The sequence below is a fragment of the Pedobacter yonginensis genome, from assembly GCF_003173595.1.
Lineage (GTDB): Bacteria > Bacteroidota > Bacteroidia > Sphingobacteriales > Sphingobacteriaceae > Pedobacter > Pedobacter yonginense.
Map to the genome: position 1 here is coordinate 102,670 of NZ_QGNZ01000003.1, position 20,119 is coordinate 122,788.

11 protein-coding genes are annotated in these 20,119 nt (G+C 37.9%); 10 read left to right on the forward strand and 1 reads right to left on the reverse strand.

The window, feature by feature from the left end; all coding sequences use genetic code 11:
• Positions 1-88: 88 nt before the first annotated feature.
• Positions 89-1,276 (reverse strand): glycine C-acetyltransferase, encoded by a 1,188-nt coding sequence (kbl, locus tag DHW03_RS12125; RefSeq protein ID WP_109926119.1) that lies wholly within the window; start codon positions 1,274-1,276, stop codon positions 89-91.
• Positions 1,277-1,522: 246 nt separating this feature from the next.
• Here kbl and DHW03_RS12130 point away from each other — a divergent pair, with 246 nt between their 5' ends.
• From DHW03_RS12130 to DHW03_RS12175, 10 genes are all read left to right on the forward strand, one after another.
• Positions 1,523-3,970 (forward strand): DUF5686 and carboxypeptidase regulatory-like domain-containing protein, encoded by a 2,448-nt coding sequence (locus DHW03_RS12130; protein WP_109926120.1) that lies wholly within the window; start codon positions 1,523-1,525, stop codon positions 3,968-3,970.
• A gap of 119 nt (positions 3,971-4,089) precedes the next feature.
• A complete protein-coding gene (trhO, locus tag DHW03_RS12135) occupies positions 4,090-5,037 on the forward strand; it encodes an oxygen-dependent tRNA uridine(34) hydroxylase TrhO (RefSeq protein ID WP_109926121.1) in 948 nt (315 codons plus the stop codon).
• 183 nt (positions 5,038-5,220) lie between these two features.
• Complete coding sequence (locus DHW03_RS12140) at positions 5,221-8,106, forward strand: triple tyrosine motif-containing protein (protein WP_109926122.1); 2,886 nt, start codon at positions 5,221-5,223, stop codon at positions 8,104-8,106.
• 357 nt (positions 8,107-8,463) lie between these two features.
• Positions 8,464-11,487, forward strand: coding sequence for a SusC/RagA family TonB-linked outer membrane protein (locus DHW03_RS12145; RefSeq protein WP_109926123.1), 3,024 nt, complete (start codon positions 8,464-8,466; stop codon positions 11,485-11,487).
• 13 nt (positions 11,488-11,500) lie between these two features.
• Positions 11,501-12,982, forward strand: coding sequence for a RagB/SusD family nutrient uptake outer membrane protein (locus DHW03_RS12150; RefSeq protein ID WP_109926124.1), 1,482 nt, complete (start codon positions 11,501-11,503; stop codon positions 12,980-12,982).
• A 19-nt stretch (positions 12,983-13,001) separates the two neighbouring features.
• The gene (locus DHW03_RS12155; RefSeq protein WP_109926125.1) at positions 13,002-13,826 is read left to right on the forward strand and encodes a LamG domain-containing protein; all 825 of its coding nucleotides are present in this window, start codon (positions 13,002-13,004) and stop codon (positions 13,824-13,826) included.
• A 130-nt stretch (positions 13,827-13,956) separates the two neighbouring features.
• Complete coding sequence (locus tag DHW03_RS12160; protein WP_109926126.1) at positions 13,957-15,261, forward strand: M57 family metalloprotease; 1,305 nt, start codon at positions 13,957-13,959, stop codon at positions 15,259-15,261.
• Positions 15,262-15,306: 45 nt separating this feature from the next.
• On the forward strand, positions 15,307-16,971 hold the full coding sequence (locus tag DHW03_RS12165; protein ID WP_109926127.1) for a glucoamylase family protein: 1,665 nt from the start codon (positions 15,307-15,309) through the stop codon (positions 16,969-16,971).
• A gap of 17 nt (positions 16,972-16,988) precedes the next feature.
• On the forward strand, positions 16,989-18,359 hold the full coding sequence (locus DHW03_RS12170; RefSeq protein WP_109926128.1) for a glucoamylase family protein: 1,371 nt from the start codon (positions 16,989-16,991) through the stop codon (positions 18,357-18,359).
• Positions 18,360-18,373: 14 nt separating this feature from the next.
• A complete protein-coding gene (locus tag DHW03_RS12175; protein ID WP_109926129.1) occupies positions 18,374-20,119 on the forward strand; it encodes a discoidin domain-containing protein in 1,746 nt (581 codons plus the stop codon).

A 20,119-nucleotide genomic window follows, 5' to 3' on the forward strand; every position in this document is an offset into this window, starting at 1 on the left:
TCCATTTAAGTGTAATTATTCAACAAAATGAACCCAAACAACAAAAGCTACCTTTGGGTAGCTTTTGCATATTCTAAACAGGAGTATTTTATATTACACCAAGTGCTTTACCAACTTTCGTAAAGGCTGCAATGGCTTTATCTAGATGGTGTTGCTCATGTGCGGCAGATAGTTGCACTCTAATTCTTGCTTTACCTTGCGGAACTACAGGATAGAAAAATCCGATTACGTAAATACCTTCATCCAACATTTTTGCGGCAAAGGTTTGGGCAACTTTTGCATCGTAAAGCATTACTGGCACAATTGGATGGAAACCAGGCTTAATGTCAAAGCCAGCCGCTGTCATTTTCTCACGGAAGTATTTTGTATTGCTTTCCAATTTATCTCTTAGTGAAGTCGTTTCGCTCAACATATCCAATACTGCGATAGATGCCCCCGCTATCGCAGGCGCCAAAGTATTGGAGAATAAATATGGTCTAGAACGTTGGCGCAACATATCAATAATTTCCTTTTTACCTGAGGTGAAGCCACCAGATGCACCGCCCAAAGCCTTACCTAAGGTGCCGGTTATGATATCTACTCTATCAATTACATTAAAGTGCTCGTGGGTACCCCGACCGGTTTTGCCAATAAATCCAGAGCAGTGCGACTCATCTATCATCACAAGGGCTTCATATCTGTCTGCCAAATCGCAAATCTGATCTAAAGGCGCTACAGATCCATCCATAGAGAAAGCACCATCAGTTACAATTATTCTATGTCTGCAATCTTTGGCTGCAATTAACTGCTTTTCAAGATCTTCCATATCTGCGTTTTTGTAACGGAAACGCTGTGCCTTACAAAGCCTAACGCCATCAATAATAGATGCGTGATTCAGCTCATCAGAAATTATTGCGTCTTCAGCATTAAACAAAGGTTCGAAAACCCCGCCATTGGCATCAAAAGCCGCTGCATAAAGAATGGTATCTTCGGTACCCAAAAATTTAGAAATTTTGGCTTCTAAATCTTTATGTACATCTTGTGTTCCGCAGATGAAACGTACAGAAGACATTCCATAGCCATGGTCGTCAATCGCTTTCTTTGCAGCCTCAATCACCTTTGGATGAGAAGAAAGACCCAAATAGTTATTTGCACAAAAGTTAGTTACTTCTGCTCCTCCACTTACCTTAATATCAGCACCTTGTGGTGTAGTAATGATGCGTTCGCGTTTAAATAATCCAGCGTTTTCTATCTCCTCTAACTCTTTTTGGAGGGCGGGTTGTAATGTTTTATACATGGGTTTTTACTAATGGTTGATTTTGCATCAAAGTTATAAAAAAACTCCTTACAGTCCTAAAAAGCCAATATTTGGTAAACACCTAAATAACAACCATTTGATTCAATCCTGATGTGATAACTCCACACTTTTTAAGCCAACAAAACAGCCAAAAATTTATTTTTTTTTCAACTTAACAAACTTTAACACACAACTGTATGTATAGTGTTAAAACTTATTCGATATTTATAGCTTACAAATCCATTTATGCTTAGATTCTGCGCACTCATTATTTTAACCTCAGTAAGTAGTTTTGCATTTGCCCAACAATATACAGTTACTGGCATTATAAAGGATTCTAGCGGACAGGGCGTTCCATTTGCTTCAGTTTATTTAAAAAATACAACTCAAGGTACTTCGGCCAATATTGATGGAAAATACGCCATCAGATTAAACAAAGGCCAGCAAACCCTAAGCTTTAGGGCGGTTGGTTACAAGCAGCAAGAGCACATCGTCAATTTAGAAGCAAACCAAAATCTCGACGTTACCCTATCATCAGAAAGCTATACGCTTGATAATGTTACCATTAGAGGAAATGCAGAAGATCCTGCTTATGGCATTATCCGTAAAGCGATAAAAGAGCGTAAAAAGCACTTAACAGAAGTAAACGCCTTTGAGTGTAATGTTTACATAAAAGGGGTTCAGCGATTAAAAGGTGCTCCAAAGAAATTTTTTGGTCAGGATATTCAAAAAATCCTCGAACTCGATACCAATAGAAAAGGAATTATCTATCTCTCAGAATCTGAAAGTAAATTTAGTTTCAGGCGCCCAAATGATGTACACGAAGAAATGATTTCATCTAAGGTAGCTGGAAGAAATAACGCATTCAGCTTTAACAAAGCCTCCGATTTAATCATAAATTTTTACGACAACTACCTGTTAGAAAACACCTTAAGCGCCAGAGGGTACATTTCGCCCATTGCCGACAATGCGCTCTTTTATTATAAATATAAGCTTTTAGGCGAAACGAAAGAAAATGGAGAACTCATTCATAAAATTGAGGTTATCCCCCGCCGTGAGAACGACCCTGTTTTTAGAGGCATCATATACATTATGGATGAGAGCTGGAGGATTTACAATACCGACTTGTTTCTTACCAAAAATGCGGGCATCAATTTTATTGATACTTTAAACATTAATCAGTCTTTTACCAAGGTAAAAGACGTTTACATGCCCACCAATATCAATTTCCAATTTGCCGGAAATGTTTTGGGCTTTAAGTTTGCTGGCTATTATGTAGGGGTTTACAGCAATTACAATTTGGAACCCAAGTTCCCAAAAAACTTCTTTAATGGCGAAATATTAAAAATAACCGAAATGGTTAATAAAAAAGATTCAAGCTATTGGACAAATAATCGCCCCATTCCACTAACGATAGATGAAAAATTGAACTATGTTAAAAGAGACAGCGTTGCGAAGCTTAAAGAATCTAAAAAATACCTAGACTCAATAGAAAAGGACAACAACAAATTTGGTATTGGAAAATTATTGCTGAGGGGTTATAGCAAAAATGACCGATATCATAAAGAATATTACACTTTCGATCCTGTTTTAAGATCGATATTTTACAACACAGTTGAAGGTTTTGCCATAAGATATGGTGTAACTTATCGTAAAGATTTCGAAAACAGAAAGTCGTACAGCATCCGGCCTGAAATACGGTATGGCTTTGCCAATAAAAAATTAACCGGAAGTTTAACCGGAAGTTACTATTACGACCCATTGAAAAGGGCAAGCGTAGGCGCATCTTTTGGAAATGGAATTTTCGATTTAAACAATCTAGGTTCTATGACCTTGCTTGGAAATACCATCAACTCGTTATTGTACGAAAAGAACTTTCCCAAATACTACGAAAAGGCTTTCGTTACCGTAAACACAACTCGCGAACTGGCGAGCGGCTTACAGGGGAGTATTAGTGTTGATTATGCTAGAAATCATACACTTACCAATAGTTCTTCTTTCAAATTTTTTGATGCAAAGGATCGAGAGTTTACATCCAACAATCCATTTACACCAGATGTGGAGACCCCATTGTTCCCAACCTACAATTCGTTCAGTGCCACAGCAAGTTTGGTTTATACCATCGGACAAAAATACATTACCCGCCCTGATGGCAAGTTTTATACCGAATCTAAATTTCCTAAAATCACCGTTTTATACAAAAAAGGATTTAAAGATGTACTAAATAGTGATGTGGATTATGATTTTGTTAAGGCAGAAATATACCAAGATAGAATTGGATTGGGTTTATGGGGCTATACCTCGTTCTTGGTTGGCGCTGGAAAATTCTTAAATAATCAATCGGTATTTTATCCAGAGTATAAGCATTTCTCCGGAAACATTTCAACTATTTTTCCACCCAACATCAGGAAGTTCCAATATTTAGATTTTTATCAATTTAGCACCAACCAACAGTATTTTGAGGCGCATTTAGAGCACAATTTTGCAGGATTTTTTATGAACAAAGTTCCCCTGTTGCGAAAGGCCAAACTCGAAGAATTTATTGGCGGTGGCTATTTGTCCTCACCAGAAAAAAGAAACTATAAGGAATTTTACTTCGGTTTACAACGATTGGTATTGAGAGCAAGCTATGGCTTTGCTTATGATGGCGCTCGTAAGCTTACACAGGGATTTAGAATCAGTTACGGATTTTAGGTTCTTTGCCGCTAAACATAACACTTTGCCGAAAGAGGTGCATATAACTTTTAACCTTCATCCTTTTTTGTTATCTTTGCAGCGCTTTAAACGCCGTTTGCAACGGTATCAACAGCGTTATGAAAAAATACCAAACACTACTTTACTATTGCTATAGTTACATAGCAAATGCGGAGCAATTTGCTGCAGATCACCTTAAATTTTGCAAGTCGCTTGAATTAGTCGGCCGTATCATCGTGGCAGATGAAGGTTTAAATGGAACGGTATCTGGCACTACAGAAGCCTGCAAAGCCTACATGGATGCCATTCATGCAGACGAACGGTTTGCCAAAACAGAATTTAAAATTGATGACGTAGAAGAGCCCTCTTTCATCAAGATGCATTGCCGTTATAAATCAGAAATTGTTCATTCTGGTTTAAGAGACACTTCGATCATTAACCCAAATAAACAAACTGGAAAACATCTAGAACCTCTGGATTTTATGAAAATGAAGGATGATGAAGATGTAATTATCCTGGATGTTCGTTCCAACTATGAGCATAACTTAGGCAAGTTTAAAAATGCAATTACTTTAGATATAGAGAATTTCCGCGATTTTCCAGAACAAATCAATCAACTGGCTCAGTATAAAGACAAAAAAGTTCTAACCTACTGTACCGGAGGAATAAAATGCGAAAAAGCCTCTGCTTTGCTTTTACATCATGGTTTTAACGATGTGTACCAACTACATGGTGGAATTATAAAATATGGCAAAGAAGCTGGAGGTAAAGATTTTGAGGGTAAGTGCTATGTTTTTGATAACCGAATTGCGGTTGATGTTAATGAAGTAAATCCGACCATAGTTTCGGTTTGTTACAATTGCGGTAAAACAACGCCAAAAATGATCAATTGCGCCAACCCGGAGTGCAATGAGCACATTACACAATGCGATGAATGTGGAGATGCTTTGGAAGGATGTTGCTCTACCGCCTGCACCACCAACCCAAGAAAACGCCCTTACGATGGTACAGGTTATTATGTTAAAGTGCCTCAACCCGTAAATAAGAAAGCACAAGCTATTGATTAAACCAGTTTAACTTGCTGATAAATTAATCTTAATGGAATAAATCAAACAGATTTTTAATACAAAAAACACAAAAGAGCACCTACATTTACGATTCTATTGCGTTTTTGAGTATAGAGCATAATGCTGTATATCAACTTTTTTTCATTTACTTTGTGCTAAATGGCTTGTCCAAATAACCATTCTATGCAGAAAAAATTAAGTTTACTTCTAATATCCCTTGCCCTAGTCTCATTTAATCTTTTTGCTACCGATATTAAAAGTATTGGCGTTCCTTATATCGAAAATTACCCAAAAGCCGCTTACGCTTCTGGCAATCAGAATTGGAGCATCGCAAAAGACCAAAACGGGGTAATGTATTTTGGAAATGCGGAAGGTTTGCTCACTTTTGACGGACGATATTGGCAGAAGTATAAAATGCCAAACAGACAAATTGTTCGATCTGTAGCAACAGATAACAAAGGAAGAATTTACACAGGTGGCTTTGGCGAATTTGGGTATTGGGCCGTAAAAAACAATAAACTTACCTACAACACGCTCACTAATCTTTTACCTAAAGGCGTAACGGTTACGGATGAGGTTTGGAAGATATATGTCGATAAAAACAGAATAATCTTTCAATCTTTTTCTAAAATTTTTATTTACGCTAACAATAAAATTGAAATCGTAAAATCACCTTCTTCCTTTCTGTTCCTGCACAAAGTTTACAATCGCTATTTTATTGAAGTATTAGATAAGGGTCTTTATGAACTGAAAGGAAATAGATTAGAATTTTTACCCAAAAGCGATCAGCTCGGCAAGGAAGGTATTTTATCCATTTTACCTTATAAAAACGGGGGCTTTATCATCGGCACCAGTAAAAACGGACTGTTTACATACGATGGCAAAAATTTTACTGCCTTAAATACCCTCGCAAACAACTATTTAAAAACGTATCAACTTAATAATGGAGTAAGTTTATTAGGAAAATATTATGCTTATGGAACCATTTTGAATGGTTTAATTATTATTGATGAAGATGGACGTATTGTTCAAAAAATAAATAAATCGAGTGGCTTACAAAACAATACCGTGCTGAGTTTATATGCCGATAATGAACAGAATTTATGGTCGGGATTGGATAATGGCATTGATAGAATTGAGTTAAATTCACCTTTGTACTTCTATTTCGATAAAACTGGACAATTTGGAACCGTTTATTCGAGTATTATCTTCAATGGGAAAATCTACCTGGGAACAAATCAAGGGTTGTTTTATAGCGAGTGGGCACCTAATAAAGAATTACTATCCTTTAATTTTCGTTTGATTCCCAATTCTCAGGGTCAGGTTTGGGAACTAGCCATTATCGACAATGAGCTGATCTGTGGCCATAATAATGGAACATTTAAAGTATTAGGCGATAAAATTGAGTGGGTATCCCGTTCTAGCGGGGGCTGGACAATTAAAAAGCTGAACTCTAGCCCGAATAATTTAATACAAGGAACCTATACCGGGCTTGCACTCTTTTCAAAATCGCCAGCTGCCGGCTTGAAATTCGTTACCAAAATTGCAGGCTTTGATGCGCCCTCTCGATATGTAGAGCAGGATAATAAGGGCGATGTTTGGGTGGCCCATGCCTATAAGGGCTTGTACAAGCTAACTTTAAGTTCAGATTATACAAGAGTAACCAATACTAAGTCTTTTGATGAAAAAAATGGCTTACCCGGCAATTATAACATCAATATATTCAATTTAGAAAACAGGATTGTTTTTTCATCTGATGCTGGATTTTACACCTACGATGAGTTGAGCAACAAATTTACAAAGTATGAGGTGCTTAATAAAAAACTTGGCTCTTTCTCCACTTCCAATAAAATTATAAACGCTGGAGGTAAGAAATATTGGTTTATCGACCATGGAAAAACGGCTTTGGTCAATTTTACTGAACCTGGAAAAATCGAGATTGATTCTAATCAATTTAGCCTTTTAGATGGACGAATGGTTCAATACTATGAAAACATCAGTCGAATTAGTAATTCCATATATCTAATTAGTGTGGATGATGGCTTCGTCATTTACAATACAAATCAAAATGCATCATCCGTTAAACATAAGCTTCCTTTAGTGCTGATTAGACGAGTTGATGATATTACCGACAAATATTTTAACATCAGTGAGACTGGGAATACTTCCGATCAAACGGAGATTAGTTACGGCAGAAACAATATTCGCATTTCATTTGCATTGCCTTACTATCGACAAGCGAAAGTAAAATATCAATTTTATTTAGAAGGTTATTCCAAAGACTGGTCGGATTGGAGTTATGCCACCCAGAAGGATTTCACCAATTTGAGCAGTGGAAATTATAGATTTAAAGTGCGCGCAAAAACCGACAATTCTTCTATAAGCGAGATCACTGTGTATGAGTTCACCATCTTGCGTCCGTGGTACTTAAATAATTGGGCCATTCTTTTCTATCTCGTCTTAGGAGGCGTAGCACTTGTATTGGGCAAGCGCATTTACGAGCAAAAGCTTCAAAAAGATAGTCAAAAAATTAGCGATCGCCTTAAAACGGAGCAAGATGAAATCTTGAAGAAAGAGGCTGAAGCCAATGAACGACAAATCCACAAACTTCAAACAGAAAAGCTTCAGGCGGAACTGGCTTCGAAAAACAGGGAATTGGCAAATTCTGCAATGACCTTGGTGTATAAAAATGAATTGCTTCAAAAATTGAGCGATGAAATTGCCAAGTTAAAGGATGAAACTGGCAAGAAATTATCCGAGGATCAAACTCGAAAAATTCAGAAGGTGATTAACGATGGGATGAATGACGAAAGGGATTGGCATTTATTCGAGAATAGTTTTAACGAGGCACATGAGAGCTTCTTCAAAAAATTAAAAGCCAAACATCCTGATTTAGTGCCTAACGATTTAAAGCTTTGTGCCTACCTCAGAATGAATATGAGTAGTAAGGAAATGTCGTCACTCTTAAATATTAGTTTAAGGGGTGTAGAAATACGCCGCTACCGTTTGCGCAAAAAATTAGAGGTACCACACGATAAGAACTTGACCGAGTTTTTAATGGAATTATAGAAAATCATTACAAATATTATCTTACAAGCACCTAGGCCTTATCTTGGCAACGTTTGCATAAATATCTTTTTTTCGAATTTTTACAGAAAAGTGTTTCCTACCCACTACATCATTACCTCTCACAAGTAAAAAAATAACCCCACAAAATACTTCGTGTATTTTTTACACTTGTATGGTGGTAATTATTCAGTTACAATTAGCAAAACTGCGTTTTTAGCCCCAATTCGCAATTGGTTTTGTTGCTTGAGATACCCTACACACTTAAATGATGTATTAATGTAGAGGTGATTTGACTTGCACAGTCAGAAAAACAACCCCACATTTAACATAACAATTAAACTAAATTTATAAATAAGCATGAAAAGAATCTTTACAAGAATTTCTGTTCTAGCCGGAATTTGTTTACTCGCAATTAACGTAGCGTTTGCGCAGAACATTACCGTAAAAGGTAGGGTAACAGATGGAGGCGACAAGTCGACCATTCCAAGCGTAAGTGTGTTGGTCAAGGGGACACAAAATGGCACGCAGACAGATGCCACTGGTGCATTCAGTATTAACGCTCCGGCAAACGGCACATTGGTGTTTACTTATTTGGGTTATGTAACTCAAGAAGTGGCTGTGAACAACCGTACTACATTAAATGTAGTGTTACAGTCTTCATCACAACAATTAGATCAGGTAGTGGTTGTGGGTTATGGTACTCAAAGAAAAATTGATGTTACTGGTTCAGTAGCTTCAGTAAAGGGAGAGGAAATCTCGAAACAAGCGTCAGTTAACCCAATTAGTGCCTTACAAGGTAAAGTTGCTGGTGTTAACATTACCAATAGTGGTACTCCAGGCTCGTCTCCACAAATTACCATCCGTGGTACTGGAACAATCTATGGCAACACAGGCGTTTTATATGTTGTTGATGGTGTTTGGTTTGATGATGTAAGCTTTCTAAATCCAAGTGATATTGAGAACCTCAGTATCTTGAAAGATGCGTCTTCACAATCTATTTATGGTATCAGAGCAGCTAATGGAGTGGTATTGATTACCACGAAAAAAGGTAAATCAGGTGATCCTGTAATTAGCTACAACGGATCTGTGGGTTATAAAAAGGTAACCAACCAAGTAGAGATGGCCAATGCTACAGAATATGCAACCATCATTAATGAGTTGATCAGTTTAAACGATCCTGCAGCTACCCCTCTATTTGCTAATCCTGCAAGTTATGGTGTTGGAACGAATTGGTATAATCAAGGTTTCAGAAATGCAATGCAAACCAACCATCAGGTATCGATTAATGGAGGTACAGAAAAAACAACTTATAACTTTTCGTTAGGTTACACTGGTGAAGATGGAATTGTTAAAACACAAGACTATAAACGTTATACAGCAAAGTTTTCTAACGATTTTCAGGTTTTAAAACCATTGAAAGTTGGTTACACCCTTTCTGGAACAGCAATTAGAACAAATGATGTAGATGGTGGCATTTTCCGCCAGTTATATGCAGCTGGCCCGGTAGTTCCTGTTTACTATGCAGATGGAAGCTACGGTGATGCAAACGATTTTAGTTTGGGTGGTGGAAACAATTTCAACCCTCAAGTAACTTTAGATTTTTTCAATCAAAAATCAAAAAACTACCGTTTTACAGGAAACGTATATGCTGAATTAACTTTTGCAAAACACTTCACTTTTAGAACAAGTGCAGGTGGTGAGTTTGCTCAAAATGAGGTTAGAGGTTATGCGCCTGTTTATCAAGCAACCCAAGGACAAAGAAATACGCAAAGCAAGCTTGATGTTAGAAGAGATGAAAATAGAAATTGGATTTTAGAGAATACTTTAACTTACAAAAACACTTTCGGCAATCATAACATCACTGTATTAGCTGGTACTACTGCACAACGTAGAAAAAACTATTTTCTAAATTCTTCGGCACTTGATGTTCCCTTCTCTAGCGATGGTGATTTATACCTTGCTCTAGGAACAGCTGGAAAAAGCACTGTAACGGATGGAGGAAGTCTAACCACTTCGGCATCTTACTTCGGTCGTGTAAATTACTCTTTCAAAGACCGTTATTTGTTGAACGCAACGATTCGTAGAGATGGCGCTTCACAATTTTATGGAGGTGGAGATCTTTGGGGTAACTTCCCTGCTGTTGGTGCTGGTTGGGTAATTTCAAATGAGGAGTTCATGAAAGACCAAAAGGTGGTGAGTTACTTAAAATTAAAAGGATCTTGGGGTAAAGTAGGTAATGCAGGTGTTCCAGTTAATCCAACAACTTTAACCATCGCTCAAGGTGGCAATTTAGTTGCTTTCTATAATGGAGTGGGTTACACAGGAGCAAACATTAATTCATTGGTTCCATCATTCTTAAATTGGGAACGTACTGTAGGTACCGATCTTGGTTTAGAAGCGAAATTTTTAAATAATCGCTTAAGTATCGAAACTGGTTTCTATAACAAAAAAACTGAACAGGCTATTTTCGAAATTCCAATCTTAACATCAATTGGTACTGCATCAGGTAGATTAATTGGTAACCAAGCAGATTTTCAAAACAGAGGTTTCGAGTTTTTAGCCTCTTATGCAGATCAGACAAAAAGTGGTTTCAGCTATTCAATTAGTGGAAACATCGGAATCAACAATAACAAAGTACTATCAGTTGTTACCGGTTTAAATCCAATCTACGCGGGTGGAGCAGGTATTGCTAATGGTGCACTAGCTACACGCACAATTCAGGGTGGCCCTATCGGTTCATTCTTCGGATATCAAGTAGCAGGAATTTTCCAAAATACAGCTGAAGTTGCTGCTTCTGCACAAAGTGCTTCTGCAAAACCTGGAGATTTTAGATATGTAGATGTAAATGGAGATGGCGCAATTGATGGAAAAGACAGAGTTGTTCTAGGAAATCCTAACCCAAAATACAGTTACGGTTTAAATGCAACTTTTGGCTACAAACAATTTGATTTATCAATGGATATTCAAGGTGTTGCTGATGTAGATGTTTACAACGCTAACATTGCATTCCGTTTTGGAAATGAAAACTTTAGTAAGGACTTTTACGATAACAGATGGCGCGGTCCGGGCACATCAACTACCTATCCATCTGCAAATGTAGGTTCTACAAATAATGCTGCACCAAATTCCTTTTATGTTGAGGATGGTTCTTATATCCGTTTGAGAAACGTTCAATTAGGATATACTTTAGCGCCTAGCTTAATGAGCAAAATAAGCCTTAAAAAAGTAAGGGTATTCGTTGATGCTCAAAATGCTATCAACCTATTTGGCTACAAAGGTTTTACGCCTGAGATTGGCGGTACCCCAACAAATGCTGGTATTGATGCAAATGTTTATCCGTTATCTGCAACTTACAGATTAGGTCTTCAAGTTACTTTCTAACACTGATAAAAACATGAAAACAAATAAAAACAACTATATACAAAAGATTGGGCTAATCGCTTTATGCTCAACTATTTTGATTATGCCTGCATGTAAAAAAGATTTTTTAAATGTGGATCCGCAGGCAAAACAACCAGCAACAACCTTTTTTAAATCTCAGGATGATGCTACAAAAGCTGTAAATTCGATTTATGGTAATTTAAGATCATGGGAAAACACGGCTTTCCCTGCCTTAGCAATAGAGAGTATTCCAGGAGATGATGCAGAAAAAGGAAGTTCGGTAAACGACGCGAGTTTTCTTAATAATTTCGATAATTTTAGTGCTGGGTCGACCGAAGGACAGCTTGCTGGATTTTGGACAGGGCAATATCAAAACATCAACCTATGTAATCAAGTAATCGATAACATCCCGGCGATCAGCATGGATGCAAGTTTAAAAGCTCGTTATCTTTCAGAAGCTAAGTTTGTTCGGGCTTACTCTTATTTTAGGTTAGTTCGTGCGTTTGGAGATGTTCCACTAAGACTAAATGTGCCGAAAGATGCTTCTGAATTCAATATTCCTAGAACGCCTAAAGCACAAGTTTACGCTGCAATTGAAAAAGATTTGGATGATGCAGCTGCAGGATTACCGCAAAGCTATGCGAGTGCAGATTTAGGCAGGGCTACTAAAGGTGCTGCTTTAGCATTACATGCAAAAGTTGCAATGTATCAAGCTAAATGGGATCAGGTATTGGCATTAACCAACACAGTTATGACCTTAGGTTATAATCTTTTCCCAAATTACGAACAAAGCTTCCGTTTAAATAACGAAAATAATGTTGAATCAATTTTCGAAATTCAATGTGAAATTATTCCAAGTATTGAGGGTTCTGCAACTTCTCAATATAGCCAAGTTCAAGGCGTTAGAGGTTCAGTAGCAGGTTGGGGATTCAACGTTCCTACAGCAACTTTAGCTGCAGCTTATGAAGCCGGAGATACAAGAAGAGACGCAACCATTATCTTTAGAGGTGAAACCACCCCACAAGGTGATATCATTCCTGCAACTGGAGACAATCCAATGTATAATCAAAAATCATATGTACCATTTAGCTTAATCATCACCGGTTTTAATGAAGGTGCTCAGCAAAATGTTCGTGTATTGCGCTTTGCAGATGTTTTACTAATGAATGCTGAAGCAGCGAATGAGTTGGGCAACACTTCACAAGCTCAAACCTCATTAAATCGGGTTCGTGCACGTGCAAGAGGTGGTGTAATAGGTGTTTTACCTGATGTTACAACCACTGATAAAGTTGCTTTGCGTCAAGCCATTTGGAAAGAAAGACAAGTGGAGTTGGCTATGGAATCTGATCGTTATTTTGATGTGATTCGTCAAGGTCGCGGTACTGCCGTGTTCGGTGCTAAAGGATGGAAAGCTGGCAAAAATGAAGTTTGGCCAATTCCATCAACAGAGATCGATTTGAGCGCAGGTACTTTAACTCAAAATCCAGGTTATTAATCGCTAATTTTTAATAGAAATGAAAACAAAATATTTTTTATTGATGGCAGTTGCAACCTTAGGGTTATCTTCATGCCAAAAGGAGTTCGATACAGCCTCCTATGCTCCAGCGCTAAACATTGGTGGTTACACCAGTGCAAAGCAAGTTGCAACAAGTAGCTTAGTTGCTTATTGGGCTTTTGATGGTAGTTTAGTCGATAGTGTATCTAATACGGTAGGTGTAAGTACAGGTACGTCATTTGCTTCTGCCGTTAAAGGTAAAGGCTTACAAGGTGCCTTAAACGGTTATGTAGTATCAAATACACCAACCGCTGTTCAAAATTTAAAAAGCTTTACTTTAACGTTGTGGGAAAATATGCCATTGAATGACAAAGGCATAGTAGGTTTAGTTGATGTTGCGAACTCCTCATCGTTTTGGGGTAACATGACTGTGTTTTTCGAAAACGGTGGTACAGCTGAATCAGGGAATTTAAAATTTCATCTAAACAATGGAGGGGTCGACAATTGGTTAGGCAATTACGCAATGACAAGTCCATGGGGTAAATGGAACCAAATTGCGCTAAGCTATGATCAAACTACATCCACTTACAAAGTTTATGTTAATGGATCTAAAGTTGCCACTCAAGTTATCGCCAATAATGGCCCACTAACTTTCCAAAATGCAAGCAAAATGGTTTTTGGAACGGTTCATTTTCAAACTACTCCAAGCTTAACCACTGCAACAGGTAAGCAAGATTGGGCAAGTTATTTAGTTGGTCAATTAGACGAAGTTCGAATTTACAACAAAGCTTTAACAGATACTGAAATCAGTTCATTACAAAAGCTTGAAGGTAGAGGCAAATAGGATCTAACAATAGAGCAGTAAAACTATATAAAGGGTTATCAATTGATAACCCTTTATATCCTTAAGCTTAAAAAACTTTGATATTCTATACTGCATTAAATAAATTAATATATACTACAATTTAACAAATTTGAAATTAAGATTTAAAACCGCATCCCTTTTAGCCATTATTATAATTCTTTTCTACGGTTGCAAAAAAGACGTAGAAAATTTACAACCCGTTCAAAAAAAAACTGATAAAGTAATCGAATACATCAAAAGTTTAGGCTTGGACACCTCAAAAATTCAGGACTTAGGTGATATGTACCTAGTTGAAGGGGATATATCTTTCCCTAAAAACATGACAATCCCATCTGATACAAATTTAAAGGTATCACAAACAGTGCTCACTACACCAACAATGAATGAAACTAAATTAATGAGTACTTCGATTATTCCCAAATTTAGTCAGGCATATGAGTCTTTGGTTGGTAGAGCTAATATCACTAATGTTAGAGTGTTTATTACCCCTTCAGCACAAAAATTTTCTATTAGCATAACAAACGCAATCAAAATGTGGAATGATGTCGGATCAGGACTTAAATTTAACATAGTTTGGGAGGAATCAGACCCTTATGACATTAAAATCCAGATGGATGATACGCGCCAATATGCGTCATGTGGTTGGGCAAAATTTCCCGTTAATGGCCGTCCAGGCTCAGAGGTGACTTTAAGTGAAGTAGTTTTAGCCGCTAGCCAACTCAACTCAGAACAAAGAATAAGACTTATTGCTCATGAATTAGGGCATTCTATTGGCCTAAGGCATACAAATTGGGAAACTCTTGGTGAAGGAGATGCTGTGGAAGTTCCTGGTGTGCCAGGGCCAGATCCTAGATCGGTAATGAATGGAGAAGATTGCGGATCGATTGGAGAACTAACTATCAAAGACAAAAAAGCGCTTTTAACCCTATATCCTCGTTACATCAATAAAGCAATCAGCAAAAAATACACGCAAACAAACTGTAAGGGTATTGGCAAACCAGACGAAACGACAATTACTGTAAGTGCTGCTGAATGTACATCAAATATTTCTCAGGAGGATGCAGATGCTCAAGCAATGAAACTATGGAATCAAAGATGTGACCTTTTTAATCGTAATGTTGCCTCATGCGGAGGGGAAAAGCCAATAATATCTCTATCAAATCTTTTTGACAACACAATTCAAGTTAATGTGAAATATAAGTTACAATGGAATTATTTTTATATGTATGTTTATGACAACAACAACATCCAAGTGGCAAAGAAAACGGGCTTCTATCCAATACCAGTTACCGCCATCTTGTTACCTAAATCATCTAACAAAACTTACTATGTTATCGTACAAATGTTTACCAACAAGTATAAACATGATGGTGTGTTATCTGCCGTTCAAGAAATCACTTTGACAAAATATTAAATAATTGAGGGAGAGTACCTATCTCCCTCTTTTAAATCAAAAAAAATGAAAAACATCCAATTGTTCCTACTAAGCCTCTCCTTCTTTATTTTTGCCTGTAAAAAAGGCGAAACCCCTATTACGGTTGATCCAGTAATCCCTCCTTCCTCCTACTCATTTTCCGATCTGAAGGTTAATGGTACCTACAGTGGGTTTACCTATTATGGATTAAACAGCATTCCCATTATTAAAATTACATTTTCTACACCTATAAACTTATCTTCCGCAAGCGGAAATATTACTTTAAATGATGCAAATGGCACAGCCATCGCATTCACACCAACTCTTGAGAATAACGATAATACAGTTGTAATCACACCAACAAGCTTACAACCCATTACAAAATATATTTTAACGGTAAACACTGGCCTTCTATCAAAGGCAGGTAACAAACTACAAAGCGCCATAAGTGTTAACCTAATCACCGCCGTTGATGATACCGACAAATTTCCGCGAATTACTGACGACGAACTTTTAACCTTAGTTCAAAAGCAAACATTTAAGTACTTTTGGGATTTTGGCCACCCAACCAGCGGCCTAGCTCGAGAGCGAAATACCTCCGGCAACACGGTAACTTCTGGTGGATCTGGATTTGGAATTATGGCCTTAGTTACTGGGATCAGTCGGAATTTTATAAGCAGAGCCGATGGTCTTGCTCGTATTCAAAAGATGGTTTCCTTTTTGAAAACTGCAGAACGCTTTCACGGTGCCTATCCGCATTGGCTGGATGGAAATACCGGAAAAGTAATTCCTTTTAGTACAAAAGACAATGGTGGAGATTTAGTAGAAACTTCTTACTTAATGGCAGGACTAATCACTGCACGTCAATATTTTAATGGTGCTGATGCTGCCGAAACTACCTTAAGAAACGACATTAATAATATCTACAATGGCGTAGAATGGAGCTGGTATAGAAAAGACAACAGCAATACCTTGTACTGGCACTGGAGTCCGAATTACAATTGGGATATGAATCTGCCTATTAAAGGTTGGAACGAATGCTTAGTTACCTACGTTATGGCGGCTTCTTCTCCAACTTATTCTATTCCGAAAACTGTTTATGATAATGGATGGGCACAAAATGGTGCCATGAAAAATGGCAATACCTATTATGGTGTGCAACTGCCTCTTGGAACCGCCAATGGTGGGCCTTTATTTTTTGCCCATTATTCTTTTATGGGTATTAACCCTACTGGCTTAACGGATGCTTATGCCAACTATGAAACGCAAACAAAAGCCCATACTTTAATAAATTACAACTATTGTAAAGCCAACCCACTCGGCTTTTATGGTTATGGCGAAAATGTGTGGGGCTTAACGGCAAGCGATATAAAAAATGGCTATACAGCAAGTGCACCAGGCAACGATGTTGGTGTAATTGCGCCAACAGCAGCCATTTCATCTATAGCATACACACCAGCAGAATCCTTACAGGCACTGAAATATTTCTATTATAAATTGGGCAATAAAACCTGGGGAGAATATGGTTTCTATGATGCATTTTCTCTACAAGATCAATGGTTTGCCACATCAACGCTAGCCATCGATCAAGGTCCTATTGTTGTCATGATCGAAAATTATAGATCTAAACTCATCTGGAACTTATTTATGAGCGCACCTGAGGTAAAAGCAGGCATGAAAAATCTAGGCTTTAGTAGCCCAAATCTCTAATATATTTAATACAAACCATGAAAATTACTTTCCGTTACTTCTCTATTTTACTCTTAGCTGCTTTAACGCTTCCATCTTGTGCACAGAAGATCAATCAACCTTACAATCCAGATTTATCCATCAAGAAGAATCTTTCGGATGATGCTTTGTTGGATTTAGTTGAAAAACAAACATTTCAATACTTTTGGGATGGTGCCGAACCTACTTCAGGTGCAGGTAGAGAGCGTTTCCACGTGGATAACATTTATCCAGATAACGACAAGAGTACGGTAGCCACAGGTGCTACGGGTTTTGGTTTAATGGCTATTTTAAGTGGAATAGATCGAGGATATGTAACCAAAAAAGAAGGTTTAGAACGACTAGATAAAATCTTGAACTTCTTAGATAAAGCAGATCGTTTTCATGGGGCTTGGCCACATTGGATTTACGGAGAAACAGGCAAAGTGCACCCATTTGGTAAAAAGGATAATGGTGGCGATTTGGTGGAAAGTTCTTTCTTGGCTCAATCGCTAATTTGTATCAACTCATATTACAAAAATGGAACTGCTGAAGAAAAAAAACTAGCAGAAAAGGCAGATCAATTGTGGAAAGGAATCGATTTTAATTGGTACCGTAAAGGCAATCAAAATGTGTTGTATTGGCATTGGTCGCCTGAGTATCAGTGGGAAATGAATTTTCCAGTAAAGGGTTATAACGAATGCTTGATTATGTATGTTTTGGCGGCATCATCACCAACCCATACCGTTCCGGCAGAGGTGTATCATGAAGGATGGGCCAGAAAGGGCGAGATTACAGCCAAGTTCGACTTATATGGACATCCGTTTACGATGGACTATCAAGGTCAAAAGAATTCTGTAGGGCCATTATTTTGGGCACACTACTCCTATTTGGGATTAGACCCTCGTGGATTAAAAGATCAATATGCCGATTACTGGACAAACAACGTTAATCATACGTTAGCCATTCGCGATTATTGCGTAGCTAATCCCAAAGGCTTTAAAGGATACGGTGAAAACAATTGGGGCTTAACGGCTAGCTATTCAACAAAAGGTTACGCAGCACATAACCCACAAGAAGATTTCGGCGTAATTTCTCCAACCGCAGCCATTTCCTCTCTACCCTACACACCTAAAGAATCAATGAAGGTGATAAGACATTTATACGAAAACTTAGGCGATAAAGTTTGGGGGAAATATGGCTTTTACGATGCCTTTTCAGAAACTGAAAACTGGTATCCAAAACGCTATTTGGGTATTGACCAAGGCCCGATGGCGGTTATGATTGAAAATCATAGATCGGGTTTGCTTTGGAAATTATTTATGCAGAACTCAGATGTGCAACGAGGATTGAAAAAATTGGGTTTTGAAAGGCCAGAATTGAGTAAATAAAAGAGATTTAAACCATGAGAAAGACCTTACTTACCATCATTTTTATCCTATCGCTCTCAAATTTATTTGCCCAAAAGCAAAAAACATATTGCAATCCTATAAATGTAGATTACGGCTACACCCCTATCGAATCATTTACCGAATGGGGCAAACATCGTGCTACGGCCGATCCAGTAATTGTAAATTACAAAGGCGATTTTTATCTATTTAGCACCAACCAATGGGGTTACTGGCATAGTCCTGATATGCTCAACTGGAAATTTGAAGAAAGAAAATTTCTTCGCCCATGGAACAAAACGCAGGACGAACTTTGTGCTCCAGCCGTTGGAATTGTTGGCGATACCATGGTGGTTTTTGGAAGTACCTATACAAAAAACTTCACTTTATGGGGCAGTACCGATCCAAAAGGAAATAAATGGTTTCCATTGGTTGATTCATTAGAAATTGGTGGCTGGGACCCAGCGTTTTTTACGGATGATGATGGAAAGTTTTATATGTACAATGGGAGTAGCAACAATTACCCAATGTATGGCGTTGAATTAAATCGTAAAACTTTTCAACCCATCGGAACGCGTATGCCTATGTACATTCTCCAAAGCTGGCGCTATGGCTGGCAACGATTTGGGGAGTATATGGATGATACCTTTCTTGATCCTTTTGCTGAGGGTGCGTGGATGACCAAGCACAATGGCAAATATTATTTCCAATATGGCGCTCCAGGAACCGAATTTAGTGGCTACTCTGATGGCGTTGTGGTTGGTAAAAAACCCTTGTTTTATGATAGCCCCTCAACACCGCAATCCGATCCATTAAGTTATAAAGGCGGTGGTTTCTCTCGCGGTGCTGGGCATGGCGCAACTTTTCAAGATAACAATAAAAACTATTGGCACATCTCTACCAGTATCATCTGCGTAAAAAATACTTGGGAACGAAGAATGGGCATTTGGCCTACAGGCTTTGATAAAGACGACATAATGTGGACGAATACCGCATTTGGCGATTATCCGCTTTATCTTCCTTCCGAAAGGAAAGAAAATGGCCCAGCAGGCCCGGGTTGGATGCTCATCAATTATAAAAAACCAGTTACTGTATCCTCCACCCTGGGTAGTTTCAATGCAAATAATGCGGTTGATGAAAGCATAAAAACCTATTGGAGTGCAAAAACCGCTAACAATGGCGAGTGGATTCAAACAGACCTCGGTAGTTTGGCAACCGTGAATGCTATTCAAATTAACTATGCCGACCAAGATGTTGAGTTTCTTGGAAAACAAATGGGTACTTACCACCAATACAAAATTCTTTCCTCAGTTGATGGTAAAACTTGGACGACTTTGGTAGATAAGAGCCAGAATAAGACAGATGTTCCGCATGACTATATTGAACTGACTAAGCCTGTTAAAACACGCTTTATCAAAATGGTGAATATCCACATGCCTACAGGTAAGTTTGCCATTAGTGGCTTACGTGTTTTTGGGAATGGGAATGGAGAAAAACCAGCTGAAGTAAAAAACCTAATTGTACTTAGAACTGAGAAAGATAAACGCAGTGCCTATATCAAATGGACCCCGGTTGATAATGCGTTTGCATATAACCTGTATTATGGCACGGCTCCAGATAAATTGTATAACTGCATCATGATTCATGATTTTAATGAATATTGGTTTAAGGCAATGGACAGTCAAAAAGCATATTACTTCTCTATTGAAGCAATAAATGAGAATGGCGTTTCAGCAAAAACCGAAGTAAAAAAAGTTGATTAA